The 13,845-nt window shown below is 52.8% G+C and carries 14 protein-coding genes and 1 pseudogene; 9 read left to right on the forward strand and 6 right to left on the reverse strand.

The window, feature by feature from the left end:
* Nucleotides 1–1,334: NAD-dependent succinate-semialdehyde dehydrogenase (locus tag PY990_RS12460; RefSeq protein ID WP_275271869.1), on the forward strand; the 1,334-nt coding region annotated here is incomplete at its 5' end.
* 24 nt (nt 1,335–1,358) lie between these two features.
* A complete protein-coding gene (locus PY990_RS12465) occupies nt 1,359–1,676 on the forward strand; it encodes an EthD family reductase (RefSeq protein ID WP_275271870.1) in 318 nt (105 codons plus the stop codon).
* Here the strand turns inward: PY990_RS12465 and PY990_RS12470 are convergent.
* The 3 genes from PY990_RS12470 to PY990_RS12480 are packed head-to-tail and all read right to left on the reverse strand — an operon-like array spanning nt 1,673 to nt 2,636.
* Nucleotides 1,673–2,128, reverse strand: coding sequence for a YaiI/YqxD family protein (locus PY990_RS12470; RefSeq protein ID WP_008252002.1), 456 nt, complete (start codon nt 2,126–2,128; stop codon nt 1,673–1,675). The two genes, PY990_RS12465 and PY990_RS12470, sit on opposite strands and share 4 nt — an antisense overlap.
* Nucleotides 2,125–2,352: a BrnA antitoxin family protein gene (locus PY990_RS12475; RefSeq protein WP_105027170.1), complete on the reverse strand. Its 228-nt coding sequence runs from the start codon at nt 2,350–2,352 to the stop codon at nt 2,125–2,127. The genes PY990_RS12470 and PY990_RS12475 overlap by 4 nt, the downstream gene beginning before the upstream one ends.
* Before the next feature lie 2 nt (nt 2,353–2,354).
* Nucleotides 2,355–2,636 (reverse strand): BrnT family toxin, encoded by a 282-nt coding sequence (locus tag PY990_RS12480; protein WP_105027171.1) that lies wholly within the window; start codon nt 2,634–2,636, stop codon nt 2,355–2,357.
* A gap of 178 nt (nt 2,637–2,814) precedes the next feature.
* Between PY990_RS12480 and PY990_RS12485 the strand changes: the two are divergent.
* The 3 genes and pseudogenes from PY990_RS12485 to PY990_RS12495 all read left to right on the forward strand — a co-directional run.
* Nucleotides 2,815–3,690 (forward strand): annotated as a pseudogene (locus PY990_RS12485) (NAD(P)-dependent oxidoreductase); the annotation flags it as partial.
* 16 nt (nt 3,691–3,706) lie between these two features.
* The gene (locus tag PY990_RS12490; RefSeq protein ID WP_275271871.1) at nt 3,707–4,648 is read left to right on the forward strand and encodes a DMT family transporter; all 942 of its coding nucleotides are present in this window, start codon (nt 3,707–3,709) and stop codon (nt 4,646–4,648) included.
* Nucleotides 4,645–5,631 (forward strand): quinone oxidoreductase family protein, encoded by a 987-nt coding sequence (locus PY990_RS12495; protein WP_275271872.1) that lies wholly within the window; start codon nt 4,645–4,647, stop codon nt 5,629–5,631. Before PY990_RS12490 ends, PY990_RS12495 begins: the two co-directional genes overlap by 4 nt.
* A gap of 156 nt (nt 5,632–5,787) precedes the next feature.
* Here PY990_RS12495 and PY990_RS12500 read toward each other — a convergent pair whose 3' ends face one another.
* Nucleotides 5,788–6,864: an HD-GYP domain-containing protein gene (locus PY990_RS12500; RefSeq protein ID WP_275271873.1), complete on the reverse strand. Its 1,077-nt coding sequence runs from the start codon at nt 6,862–6,864 to the stop codon at nt 5,788–5,790.
* A gap of 184 nt (nt 6,865–7,048) precedes the next feature.
* On the opposite strand from PY990_RS12500, the gene PY990_RS12505 reads away from it, so the two are divergent.
* The 3 genes from PY990_RS12505 to PY990_RS12515 all read left to right on the forward strand — a co-directional run bounded on the left by PY990_RS12505 (nt 7,049) and on the right by PY990_RS12515 (nt 10,214).
* Nucleotides 7,049–7,435 (forward strand): hypothetical protein, encoded by a 387-nt coding sequence (locus PY990_RS12505; protein WP_275271874.1) that lies wholly within the window; start codon nt 7,049–7,051, stop codon nt 7,433–7,435.
* The gene (locus PY990_RS12510) at nt 7,432–8,163 is read left to right on the forward strand and encodes a sulfite exporter TauE/SafE family protein (protein ID WP_275271875.1); all 732 of its coding nucleotides are present in this window, start codon (nt 7,432–7,434) and stop codon (nt 8,161–8,163) included. The genes PY990_RS12505 and PY990_RS12510 overlap by 4 nt, the downstream gene beginning before the upstream one ends.
* Nucleotides 8,164–8,258: 95 nt before the next feature.
* Nucleotides 8,259–10,214: a methyl-accepting chemotaxis protein gene (locus PY990_RS12515; protein WP_275271876.1), complete on the forward strand. Its 1,956-nt coding sequence runs from the start codon at nt 8,259–8,261 to the stop codon at nt 10,212–10,214.
* Between the two features lie 15 nt (nt 10,215–10,229).
* Here the strand turns inward: PY990_RS12515 and PY990_RS12520 are convergent, their stop codons facing one another.
* The gene (locus PY990_RS12520; protein WP_040513453.1) at nt 10,230–10,592 is read right to left on the reverse strand and encodes a phage holin family protein; all 363 of its coding nucleotides are present in this window, start codon (nt 10,590–10,592) and stop codon (nt 10,230–10,232) included.
* 132 nt (nt 10,593–10,724) lie between these two features.
* Between PY990_RS12520 and PY990_RS12525 the strand changes: the two genes are divergently transcribed.
* A complete protein-coding gene (locus tag PY990_RS12525) occupies nt 10,725–11,543 on the forward strand; it encodes a class I SAM-dependent methyltransferase (RefSeq protein WP_275271877.1) in 819 nt (272 codons plus the stop codon).
* 19 nt (nt 11,544–11,562) lie between these two features.
* Here the strand turns inward: PY990_RS12525 and PY990_RS12530 are convergent, their stop codons facing one another.
* Complete coding sequence (locus PY990_RS12530; RefSeq protein WP_275271878.1) at nt 11,563–13,836, reverse strand: ATP-binding protein; 2,274 nt, start codon at nt 13,834–13,836, stop codon at nt 11,563–11,565.
* Nucleotides 13,837–13,845 lie beyond the last annotated feature (9 nt).

The following is a 13,845-nucleotide window of genomic DNA, read 5'->3' on the forward strand; positions in this document are numbered from 1 at the left end:
AGTTTGGCCAGAATATGCACCTCGCATTGCAAGGCGAACAAATCAGTGCACAAATTGGACTTGCCGCTGCAGCCTTTCCTGCATGGTCATCGAAATCATTTGCCGAACGCGGCAAAGTGCTTCATGCCGTGGCAGCTCAACTGCGTAAACACAAAACCAAGTTGGCCGAATTGATGGCACTCGAAATGGGCAAACCTGTGAAGGAAGGAGGCCCTGAAGTTGAAAAAGCCGCCACATGTTGCGAATACTATGCCGAACATGCCAGCAAGCATTTGGCCGATGAATGGATCGCATCCGATGCATCAGAAAGCTACGTGAAATACCAGCCATTGGGCACCTTGTTGGGCATATTGCCCTGGAATGCGCCAGCGTGGCTGGCCTTTCGTTACCTGGCCCCAGCGCTGATGGCTGGCAACACCTGCGTGATGAAGCACGACCCGAATGTGCCGGCCACCGCACAGGCCTTGGCCGACCTGTTCAAAGAGGCCGGTGCCCCTGCTGGAGTGGTGGTGAACCTGCCACTGCGCACCGAACATGTGGAACAAGCCATTCGAGATCCCCGGATCATGGCTGTCAGCTTCACGGGTTCCAGCGCGGCGGGCAGAAAAGTGGCCGCCACAGCGGCTTCCGAACTGAAACCCGCAGTCCTTGAATTGGGCGGTTCCGACCCCTGCATTGTGCTGGCAGATGCCGATCTTGAACGCGCGGCCGATGTGGTGGTGTTGTCACCCATCATCAATGCCGGCCAAAGCTGTATTGCAGCCAAACGCATATTGATTGAGTCGAAGGTTTATGAAGAATTCACGACCTTGCTCAAGGTGCGGCTGGCCAAACTGAAATTGGGCGATCCACAGGATCCCAACACCGACATTGGTCCCATCGCACGTAAAGACCTGCGCGACAATCTTCACCGCCAAGTGCTGCAAACCATTGAGCAAGGGGCAAAGTGCCTGCTGGGCGGCCAGCTTCCGGATGCGCCGGGCTACCACTACCCCCCTACCTTATTGGCCGATGTGAAGCCCGGCATGTGCGCGTTTGAAGAGGAAACCTTCGGGCCTGTCATGGCGGTTATGCCAATAGAAAATATTGATGAAGCGCTGAACGTGGCGAACAACACAAACTATGGTTTGGGATCTAGTATATGGACTGCCAGCACCAGCAAGGCCATGCGTGCAGTCAATGAACTGCAGGCCGGCCAGGTGGCGGTGAATGGAATTGTTAAAACAGACCCTCGGTTGCCCAGTGGTGGCATCAAGCAATCGGGTTATGGCCGCGAGCTTGGGCCACACGGCATTCGCGAGTTTGTTAACGCCAAGCAGGTTTGGATCAAATAGAGGCAGTCGAGGAGACAAATTACTATGATTAAAGTCAGTGTGATGTACCCCAATGCGCAAGGTGTCAGCTTTGACCATGATTACTACAAAACCACGCACATGCCGCTGGTAAAAAGCAAAATGGGCAAAGCCTTGCACCACTACACAGTCGACAAAGGGCTGGCTGGCGGCGCAGGCGATGCGCCAGCGTTTGTGGCCATGGGCCATTTGCTGGTGGATTCCGTTGAAGCTTTTCAGGCCGCATTTGGCCCGCATGCGCAGGAAATCATGGCAGACATTCCCAACTACACCAATGCCAGCCCGGTGATTTTGATCAGTGAAGTCACGGTAGAAAAAGGCTAAACAGCCTTTGGAAACTTCGCGATGATTCGGTCAAATTGACTGGCGAAAGTTTTTCGGTCCGCTTGGCTGTAGGCGGGCGGACCGCCTGTATCGATGCCGCTTGCCCGCATGGTGTCCATGAAGTCGCGCATGGTATGAAGGGCTTTGATGTTCTCAGCGGTGAACATTTCCCCACGCGGGCTTAACACCTGCGCACCTTTGTCCACCAACTGGGCCGCCAGGGGGATGTCGCTGGTAATCACCAGATTCCCGGCTTCAACGCGGCGTACAATTTCATCATCAGCCTCATCAAAACCACGCGGCACCTGCAACAGCTTGATGAATTTAGAGGGCGGCGTACGAATGTATTGGTTGGCCACCAAAGTGGTTTCAATGCCAGTTCGGTCAGCCGCACGAAAAATGATTTCCTTCACTGCCACCGGGCAAGCGTCGGCATCGACCCAGATTTTCATTGTGTTGACGAATCCCATGAAATTTCAATTTTTCGGTGCTGAAGAACACAATCACGTAGATATAGATTGATCAAGCTTTGATAGGGAACACCCGCGTCCTCAGCCATCGACTTGAAGTACTCGATAACGTCTTCGCTTAGCCGCATGGTTACCGGCTTTTTAAGCTTTCCAGCGTAAGGATTTTTTCTCACCTTCATCTTTGAGAGATCAAATTCTTTCTTCATCGTCAAATTCCCGAATAAAACCTGGCTTCATTTTTAGTTGCTTTACGCGCGGAAATGATCCGCACCGAATTACCTTGCTGTCTTTCGCAATGACAAACCATCAGCAGTCTGCGCTGATCGCTTAAGCCCAATAAAATAAAACGCTCCTCGTCCTCTGAATGCTCATCATCAAAAAACTGGAGCGCAAATTCGTCATAGAACACAGATTGAGCCTCATCGAAAGACACTCCGTGCTTTCTCCTGTTTGAAATTGCCTTTAAAGGATCCCATTCAAATTTAATCATAAATACAATGTATGTACAAATATTAATTAAAATTCACTTTATTCGATAATTGTTGGAGGGTAGAAAGCCTGGATATCGAGGTATCACCCATGCGACCCTTTTCTCATAAACCTAGGGATGATCCGAAGCGCAATACCGGTTCTATTCCGATACAGTTCAATCAAGAACTAAAACTTTTCAGGTGGTAAATATGGGTTTCAAAGTCGCGTTTTTGGGTTTGGGTGTAATGGGATACCCCATGGCAGGTCATTTGGCCAAAGCAGGCCACGAGGTGACGGTGTACAACCGCAGTTCGGCCAAGGCCGAGAAATGGGTCGCGCAGCACGGCGGCAAAATGGCCACAACACCTGAAAAAGCCGCGACAGGCCAGGACTTTGTTTTCGCCTGTGTGGGCAACGACGATGACTTGCGCCAAATTTGCACGGGCATCAATGGCGCTTTCCACGGCATGAAGCCCGGTGCGGTGTTCATCGACCACACCACGGCCAGCGCGAAAATTGCACGCGAACTGTTTGAACATGCGAAAGACGCAGGTTTTGGTTTCATCGATGCGCCAGTGTCTGGTGGCCAGGCTGGAGCAGAAAATGGCCAGTTGACTGTAATGTGCGGAGGAACTCACGCCGACTTCGAACAGTCCAAGAATGTAATTGCCGCATTCGCCAAAGCCGTGACTTTGATGGGTGAATCCGGCAGTGGTCAGCTGACAAAAATGGTGAACCAGGTGTGTATCGCCGGTTTGTTGCAAGGCTTGGCCGAAGCGCTGAAGTTCGGCATGAACGCCGGGCTGGATGTGAACAAGGCGCTGGAAGTGATAGGCAAGGGCGCCGCCCAAAGCTGGCAAATGGACAACCGTGGCAAAACCATGGTGGAGGGCAAATTCGATTTTGGTTTCGCAGTGGACTGGATGCGCAAAGACCTGAGCCTGGTGCTTGAAGAAGCACGCCGCAATGGTTCGCAGCTGCCAGTGACCGCATTGGTTGATCAGTTCTACGCTGAAGTTCAAGGCATGGGCGGTCAGCGTTGGGACACTTCCAGCCTTATCAAACGTTTGTAAACGCGCGCGGAAAGCTTTGAGCCGAACGCGCGCTTTACTGGAACGATCACCCACGACTTGGGGCGTGGGTTTGGCGCTCTTGGGCGCCGTCTTTTTTTCCGGCAAGGCCATTGTGGTGAAACTTGCATATGCCTACCCTGTCGATGCATCGACTCTGCTGGCCATGCGCATGCTGTTGTCGCTTCCGCTGTTTTTGGGCGCACTCATATTCACCGTGCTGCGAGAAAAAAATGCTGTGAAAATGACGACCAAAGACTATGGCTTGATTGCGCTGGCAGGTTTCTTAGGCTACTACCTGGCCAGTCTGTTCGATTTCATGGGATTGCAATACATCACCGCCGGGCTTGAACGACTGATACTGTTCACCTATCCGTCCATCGTGCTGTTGATCGCCGGTTTGATCAAACACCAGTGGCCTCAGCCCTGGCAAGTCATGTGTATGGTGCTCAGCTACGTAGGGTTGGCTGTCGTGTATGGCCATGAAACCGTGCTGGTGGGCGATAACACGGCGCTTGGTGTGCTGTTGGTGTTTATGTCCGCAGTTTGCTATGCCAGTTATTTGATTGTCGGTGAAAGGTTGCTAAAGCGCTTGGGTACCATACGGGTTACAGCCATGGCTACGCTGGTCTCGGCCGCCGCCATACTGCTACAAATCAATATTCAGCAGCCTTTAAGCATCATTGTTGAGCAGCCCTTGCCTGTATGGGGTTGGTCACTGGTGAATGCCGTATTTTGCACGTTTGTGCCCGTGTTTGCTGTGATGACTGCAATCAGCTTGATCGGCGCACCCCGTGTGTCGCAAATGGGCATGATTGGTCCAATCGCCACCATGGCCTTAGGCACCTGGATTTTAAATGAACCATTTACAGTTTGGCATGCTGTGGGGACCGCATTCGTAATCACTGGTGTAGCCCTGCTCAGCATAAAAAAAGAAGCAAAAGAAGGAGTAATCACATGACTGCAACACCCGGAAAAATTGTTCGTATGTACAGCACCGGCGCACCTGAGGTGCTGAAGATCGAGGATATGGAAATCGGCCCGCCCATGCCTGGAGAAGTCCAGGTTCAGCACAAAGCGATCGGTTTGAACTTCATCGAAGTGTACTGGCGCAGCGGAGTTTACCCCTTGCCTTTGCCAACCTGCATCGGAAACGAAGGCGCGGGAGTCGTTCTGGCTGTGGGTGAAGGCGTAAACGACTTCAAACCGGGGGACCGCGTTGCGTACGGTTCCGGACCGATTGGTTCTTACAGCACAGTGCGCAACATGCCCGCCCATCCCCTCGTGAAAATCCCCGATGCGATTGATTTTGAGACCGCCGCGGCGATGATGCTCAAAGGTCTTACAGCCCAATATCTGTTGCGTCGTGTTTATAAAGTACAAGCCGGTGAAACCATTTTGTTCCATGCAGCAGCTGGCGGCGTCGGTACGATTGCCACGCAATGGGCAAAATCACTGGGAGTACGGGTAATTGGTACGGTGTCCACGCGTGAAAAAGCAGAGTTGGCACGCGCCAACGGCTGCGCCGAAGTCATTATTACCAGCGAAGAAAACGTGGTTAAACGCGTGAAAGAATTGACAGATGGCAAAGGTGTACCGGTGGTATACGACAGTGTAGGAAAAGCAACGTTTGTTGATTCCCTGGATTGCTTGAAGCCCCGTGGCATGATGGTCAGCTTTGGCAACGCCAGCGGCAAGGTGGACCCTGTACCGCTACAGTGGCTAGTCGAAAGAGGCTCACTGGTGTTGACTCGCCCATCGGTTGCCGCCTTTACCGTGGACAAAGCCGAAATGCTAGAAAGTGCCGCCGAGATGTTTGGCGTGGTTGCCAGTGGCGCGGTGAAAATTCAAATCAACCAACGCTTTGCGCTGGCTGATGTGGTGAAGGCCCACACCGAGCTTGAGAACAGACGCACGACAGGTTGTACGGTGCTGATTCCTTGACGCGCTGAGTGTTACATGCCCGATAGGCTTGGGTTCCGATTGGGCACTGAACACAGCTGTGAGTTGCGAGGCGATGGCAAAACGCTGCACGGGAGTGCGGGGAGCAGAACTTGCAATGGGTCGCACGTGACCATTCAGGTTTAGCTCCCAAGTCACCTACAGCGCCACATGCCCTGTCTGCTGCGCTGGCTGCAGTGTTGCATCTTTACTTGAAGATGCATTGCGTGAATTGGCGGTTTTCACTGTGTAGATTTTCAGCTGAACACCATGTTGCTGCTCTGCCTCCCGCACCCGATCAATGAAATGGCGCGACACCACCTGCCCCTTGGACAACCACATAAACCCGTCTGGCCCCTCAAAATCACGGGCCAACACCAAACCCTCGTACAAGTCCTCGCCATGTAAAATTTTCTCGTTGGCTTTTTCCGCGGCCTTCAGTTTCACAAGAGCCGTAGGTAACACAGCAATCACCTTGGGGTCATAACGCTTGCCAGCAGCACCCACCAAAAAAGCCTGGGCCTGCAGCTCATCAAAAGCCTTGGACGCCAGCCAGCCTTGTTGCAACTCGTCGTAATCTTCAGCCACCGCGAGAATTCTCGCACCCAACGGAATACCATCACCCTCCAGCCCATCGGGAAAGCCCTGACCATCGTAACGCTCATGGTGGTGTCGAATAATCTCGGACACATGCACCATTTCCGATACACCATGAAAAGCCGCTTGCGCCTTCATAGGATGCTTCATCAAGGCCACGCGCGCATCACCCTTCAACTCCACCACTGGCTTGAACAGTGTGTCGTCACTCAAACCCAGCTTGCCAATGTCATGCAACAGCGCGGCCACATAGATATCCTGCAAAGCCGACTCGCTGGCATGAAGTTCCTTGGCGATCAAACGCGCCAATTCTGCAACCCGCAAACCATGTGCAGCCAGTTGCGGCGAACGCAACTCCATCAAGTTGGAAAACGACTTCACCGCAGCCAGGTACTGCATTCGCATCTCGCGCTGAATTTGCTCCAGCATCAGTTGCATCTGGTGGGTTTCAGCACGCTGAGACTCAAGCTGCTGACTCAAGCTTGAGTTTGCACCCTGCAAACTTTCAACTTCCTTGCTTAACTTGTCAGCATTGCCTTGGAACTCCGCCAACTGGCGCTCTAGTTCCTTGATCAACTGCTTGTCATCGGCGGCTTGTTCAACAGACATGGTGCGGGTTCCCTTGCGAATGCGGCGCATTCTCCTCGAATGGAATAACGGCAGGCTTTTCAGGAATCTGAAACACTTTACCCCTCCAAAGGGGGGTAGTATTTATCGAATCGGAAACACAGGGCACGCAACTTAAGTTTTGGCTTGAGAGCCACAACCCGGTGTATATTCAAATGTGGGAAAGAACCACAGCGAAACGACCTCAAATCAATTCATGAATAAACGCGCACTTGTTTACCTCGGCCTGACCAGCGCCACGCTGGCCGGGGCTTACCTTTACGTTCAAACATTGCCCACCGAAAATGCACTTGCCCCGGCTGCACAAGAGGATGTCGCGCGGTCGCTGGAGTCCTTGTCCATCGTCGACGGCAACCTGACCACGGGTTCCTACAGTGCAACAGTTCGTCAAGGGCAGCGTGTTCAGTTTTTGGTTCACAGCAATCAAACCGATTCACTGATTGTTGAAGGGCTGGATGCACGCGTGCCACTTCCAGGCAATCAAACCACATTGGTTAGTATTGCGGCCAATGCGCCGGGCACACACGCCATCGAACTTGATGTTTCTGGCACCACCATCGGCAGCATCGAAGTCACGCCATGACTTTGGTGTTGCTGCTCAGCCTTGCAGCATTCATCACCTCCAGCATCACGGCTGCCACTGGAATTGGTGGTGGCGTGGTGTTGCTGGCACTGATGGCGCAACTGGTACCGCCCGCCATACTGATTCCACTGCACGGCGCAGCCCAACTCATGTCCAACACCAACCGTGTGTTGGTGCAACGCAAATTCATCAATTGGGCCTATATCAGGCCCTTCCTGCTGGGTTCCGTTGTTGGCGGGGCATTGATCACACCGCTGGCTCTGTATGTGCCGGTGCCCGTGGGGCAGGTGTTGTTGGGCCTGTTCATTGTGCTGGCCACCTGGAAAAGTGCATGGTTGCGCCTTGCACACTGGCCGCCCGCAGCTTCGGGTGGAATTACCACCGGGCTTAGCCTGGTGCTGGGTGCCACCGGCCCACTGGTGATGTCGGTGCTGCCTAAATCTGCCTGGGAAAGGCAAGTGGTGGTGGGCACACATGGCATGGCCATGGTGATTCAACATGGCATCAAGGTAATTGCATTTTCCAGCCTGAACGTGAGCCTGGTGGCGTACTGGCCCCTGTTGTTGGGCATTGGCCTTGCAACACTGGCGGGCAACCTGATGGGTGCCAGGTTGCTTACACGCGTGCCCGAGGAAAAATTCACGCTCATCCTGAATTGGCTGCTGACCGCATTGGCCCTTCGTTTGGTCTACCAAGGCATCAGCGCGATTCTAACAGCTGGCAACTAACCATTTCGGGTTCCCATTCAACAGGGATACCAAGCGGTCAATTGTGTTCCACACTCAAAGCTGAACACAATTCACACGCCACTGAAGGTTGCCCCATGGTATTCAAACGCACGCTAAATTCGCTGACCTTGCCCCAAAAATGCGCCATCATCGCGCTGCCACTTTTGCTGGCTTTTGGCTTTCTGTTTCAGCAAATGTACACGCAAATCAACACGCTAATCAGTTCGTCCGAAAACGAGTTGCGCGGTGCCGTTTTTCTGGAAAAAATTAACCCTGTGATGCAAAAGGTCCTGGCTGATCGAGCACAAAAACAGGCCGGGGCTGTTGGCGATCTGAGCGCAGCCCTGAAAGCAGCCAAAACGGATTTGCCGGAGAGCTGGCCCATCACAGACCGCAACCTGGAGCAAGTGACAGCCCTGTTACCTCAAGCGCTGAACAGGGGCACCACCGATGCCCAATCCGAGGAACTGGGCAATCAAATGGTCACCTTGGTGCGCCAGCTGGCCGATGAAAGTGAATTGACACTGGACCCCTTCCTGCCCAGCTACTACATGATGAGCCCCATGGCCTTTCAGCTACCACGCGTCATCGAGTATTTGTCTGAACTGGAAGGTCGCCTTCGCAACCCCAACAGCGATGCCGCAGCTACCTTGAGTTTCGTACAGTCACGGCTTGGCACTTTGGGCCGGGCCATGGATGAAATTCGTGAAGCCACCGAGAAATCAGCTGCTGCGGGCGGTGCAATTACCGCTGACACGCGCGCACAAATTGACACCATTGACCAACGAATTGACAGCATCTCGGCCTGGGTGAAAGAGCAGTCGGCCAAAGACCTGAATTACGACAGCGTCACGGGCCATGCCAACATGGTTGGCTTGCTTGGCGAAGCCGTCAACACCGGATTTCAGCTGAGCCAAAGTTTGAACAAAACCTTGCAAGCCGACCTGACAGAGCGCATCTCGGGCATGCAAGGCACGCTGATCAAGGCAGGGGCTGGTTCCTTGGCAGTACTGTTGCTAGCCTTGGCCTTGGGTTATGTGGTGTTCAAAGACACCAACACTGAAATCGCCCAAATTTTGGCGCATGCAAAAATTATCGGCATGGGAGATTTGTCCAAACCGATTGACAGCCATGGCAGCAATGAAATCAGCAAAATTCGCGCTGCACTCGAGAATATTCGTCTAAAACAAACCAGCCTGGTGGGCGAAGTAAAGGATGCTTCCACCCGAATGGCCGACACCATCAACACCTTGGTGATTGCCGCCTCGCAGGTGAAAAGCAGCGTGCAGGAGCAAACCGATTCCGCCTCGGCGGTGGCCGCTTCGGTCGAAGAACTGACGGTATCGATCAGCCAGGTACATACCCATGCCAGCCTGGCGCTTGGTTTGTCCAATCAGGCCGGGCAATCGTCCATAAGTGGTCGCGAGAGTGTAAAACAAGCCCGCCAGGCCATGGAGGAAATTGGCACCGCATCGAGCAATCTGGCGCAAAGTATCAACAACCTGGGCAATCAGTCTGACAACATTTCCAGCATTATTCAGGTGATTCACGCCATTGCCGACCAAACCAACCTGCTTGCGCTGAATGCGGCCATTGAAGCGGCGCGCGCTGGTGAACAGGGGCGGGGTTTTGCGGTGGTGGCGGACGAAGTACGAAAGCTGGCCGAGAAAACTGCATCGTCGACCAAAAGCATTTCAGCCTTGATTTCAGACATTCAACACGAGACGCGCTCAGCCGTTGAGCAAGTCAATGGCTGGACCGACATGATCAACCTCGGCCAGAGCTCTTCCACGGGTGCCGACCAGCAAATGGAAGCCATCAACCACCACACCAGCGATGCCGAACGCGCAGTGACCGAAATTACAGAAGCCCTGAAAGAGCAAAGCTCGGCCTCAACGCTCATTGCCCAGCAGGTAGAACGAATTGCGCGCATGACCGAAGAAAGTCAAGGCGTCGCCCATGAAGTTAACCAAGTGATTACTGAACTACAAAATCTGTCCAATCAAATGGACACCGTCATGGGCAAATTCAAGTTGACCCAGCAAGCGTAAAGCGTCAATCAAGGTTTAAATTCGCTCGATCCTGACCTTTTCCTGAAACAGGATCGAGCTCAAGAAGGTCGCGAACAGGGAATACAACAGGGCGGCCAACACAGCCCACCAAAAACCATTGACCTGAAAACCTTCCAGAATGGAGCCCACCCAGTAAAACATTAAACCGTTCAAAATGAAGTAAAAAAGGCCCAAGGTTAATACAGTCAAAGGCAATGTCAGAATAAGCAACACCGGCTTCACAATGGTGTTTACCAAACCCAGAATCAATGCAGCCCACAATGCTGCCCAAAACCCCTCTACAACCACACCTGGTAACAAGTAGGCCACCCCCATCAGTGCCACTGCGTGTAAAACCCAGCTCAGCAAGAGTTTCAAATCCATTCCCTCCAAGTTCAGAAAACAAGTGATGTACAATCGAAATGCTTGCTTGCCAAGCTATCACATTTCGACAAAACCGGTTGGTGCACAATATCAAGCAACAACATTAAGCAACAACGAGAATTTCTGATGGATGTCACTCAACGCCTCGTCTCCCGCAGCTGCCCCTTCTGCCAAAACAGCGCAGAGGACGCACAGGTACTCAGCTACGGCAGCAGTGAGTGGCCAATGATTGAATGCAACAAATGCCATTTTGTGTATCTGAAACGCGCACCGGTTTATGAACGCTTGAGCGAAGAATTCGCCTGGGAAAAAACATCGGAAACCGAACGCCAGGTGCGGGAGGAGCGCGAACCTGTGAAGCAGGGCTTAAGCCGCGCCTTCAAACATTTTCGGCAAAAAGTACTCAAGCGCAACAAGTTGCCCGAGCTGATCGAAAAATACATTCCCGGCGGTCGCGTACTCGACATTGGCTGCGCTGCTGGCGGCTTGCTGGCCACTCTGCCCGCAAAATACCAACCTTATGGCATTGAAGTATCCAAAGCCCTGGCCCAGGCGGCCAGTGAAGTGGTCGAGCCTCGGGGTGGCAGCATCATGCACGACAACGCCCTGAACGGCATTCGAAAGCTGCCCGAGAACCACTTCGCTGGTGTGCTGATGAGCGCGTTTCTTGAACACGAAGTAGAACCCAACGGCCTGCTGCAAGGAGTAGCCAAGGTACTTCAACCTGGCGGCGTAGTCATTATCAAGGTTCCAAACTATGGCTCATGGAACCGAAAAATTCGCGCTGAAAAATGGTGTGGCTTTCGCCTACCCGACCACGTGAATTACTTCACGCCCGAAAACCTGGAAGCACTCATTGTTCGGCAAGGCATGAAAGTGGTGCAATTTGGTTTGGCCGACAGGCAGCCCACCAGTGACAATATGTGGATTGTTGCGGCCAAGTAATCGGGGGCACACGCACCGGTCAAACACTCACCGGCTTGACCAGCTTGTTGAGTATGTACATCAGGTCTTCGGGTTGCAGCGGCTTGTGCAGAACCGCATTCATGCCCGCCTCAAGGGCACGTCTTTCGTCTTCCGGCCCTACTTCACCAGTCAAACCAATCACCGGTAAATTTGCATTGAAAGGTTGTTTGCGCAGTTCTCGGGTGGCCTCAAGTCCGTCCATCAACGGCATTTGTACATCCATCACCACCGCATCAAAACCATGGCCGTATTGCAGCAAGAACGACAATGCCTCCAGCCCATTGTTGGCTTTGGTAATGTTGGCTTGCTTGCGCACCAAAATTCCTTCAAGCACCTTCAAGTTCAGTTCGCTGTCATCCACAATCAACAAATTCATTTTATTGCGTGCCGCAATTGCCGAACTCATTCGCGTGGCCAGGTTCGGTGCCGCATTTTTAAATGCACTCTGAAGTTGAAGCGGGGTTAAGGGCTTCACATAAATTGCGCTAAAAATTTCGCTGATGCCTTTGTCCAGCAAACGCCGCGTGTCATCACTGCCCAGCAGCACAGCACAGGGAACTCCCATCAAACCCATGGCCTTGACAAACTCAATCCACGCCAGTCGATCGATTTGTCGCTTGGGGAAGTCCAACACAACGCCAGCGACCCCGGGAGTGCTGACCATCAACTTGCGCGCCTCGTCAAGGCTGCCAGTGGTAATCAATTGACGACCCACCAGCTTACTGGCGTTGAGCAAGGCCCGGGGTTGAAGTTCACTGTCAGACACCAGCAGCACCGATTGACCTGTCTCTGTGAACGTACTTGCGCTACCCTGGGGCACAGCAAATTCAAGTTCGGCCCAAAAGGTACTGCCACAGCCCAACTCGCTGTTGAAACCCAGGCTGCCGTTCATCAACTCGACCAGCTTTTTAACCAGGCTCAAACCCAGACCAGAACCACCAAACTCCCGGGCAACCGAGGTGTTGGCCTGATGAAATTGTCGAAACAGGTTGGCTTGCCCTTGCGGTGAAATACCGACCCCGGTGTCTCGCACTTCTACGCGCATGCGGCAAACACCGTCTTGATTCGACAACACTTGCAACAGCAAATACACATGCCCCACCTGCGTAAACTTGATGGCGTTGCCCACCAGGTTCACTACAATTTGACGGAAACGCAGCTCGTCGCCAATCAATTCGCGTGGCATATGAGCAGGTGGTTCAATAATCAGCTCGATTGGCTTGTTCGCCGCAGCGCCAGTCATGATTCCCGACACCTTGTCGATAAACTCCAGTGTCGAGAAAGGCTTGGACTCCAGCTCCATGCTGCCCGCTTCAATCTTGGAAATATCGAGCACATCGCTGACCAAATCAATCAGGTTGCGCGATGTTTTTTCCAGGCTCTCCAGCAACAACTTTTGATTGCTTGACACCGAGGTGTCCTTCAACAAATAGGTCAGACCCACAATTCCGTTCAATGGCGTGCGAATTTCATGACTCATGTTCGACAAAAATTCTGTTTTTGCCTGGCTCGCCATTTCTACCCGAGTGTTGGCCTCCCGCAATCGCTTGTTTTTGTGCGCAAGGTTGTGTGCCATCTGGTTCACAGCCTTGGACACATCGCCCAGTTCGTCGTTGGTGTTTACTTCACACACCGCATCTTCATTGCCGCTGCGAATTTCATCGGCCGTACGTTTTAACTTGGCCAGCGGGTTCAACACGCCCATGCGCATCAACACCACCAACAAGGCAATCACCACCACAAAACTACCCAAGCCCACCGATTCAAGAAGGGTCAAACCTTTGAGGTTTCTGGCCTGTGCATCATTCACTTGTGTGGCCCATTGGTAACCCAACTCAGAAATTACCTGGGTTTCGGCAATCAAGCGCTCCACAATCAGGCTTTCACGGCGCTTTAAAAACGCTGGGTTGTTATTACCGCGCACTGTGCTGTTGTTCAGCTCATTGAAAATTGGTTTTAGCTCGGCCAAGCTACCTTGAATATCCGACAATTCTTGCGGTGCCACTGTGGGGCTTACCGTGGAGCTGATCACTGTCTCAAGCTCTTCCTGAGTGCGCAACCAGGCATCCGCCACAGAAGGCGACTTGAACAGCACATACTCTTGAGTCAGCACCAATAGGCTGGAGGACAAACGGGTAATATTTTGGGCCTTCTGTGACTGCTCCAAGCCTTTGAACTGCTCACTGAGAATGAACAGATTGCCCAACACCAACACCACAGCACACACAATGGTGCTAAGAATGGCAAGGTTGATTTTGGTGGCAACACGCACTCTAACTTC

Source organism: Limnobacter olei (assembly GCF_029087225.1).
GTDB lineage: Bacteria > Pseudomonadota > Gammaproteobacteria > Burkholderiales > Burkholderiaceae_B > Limnobacter > Limnobacter olei.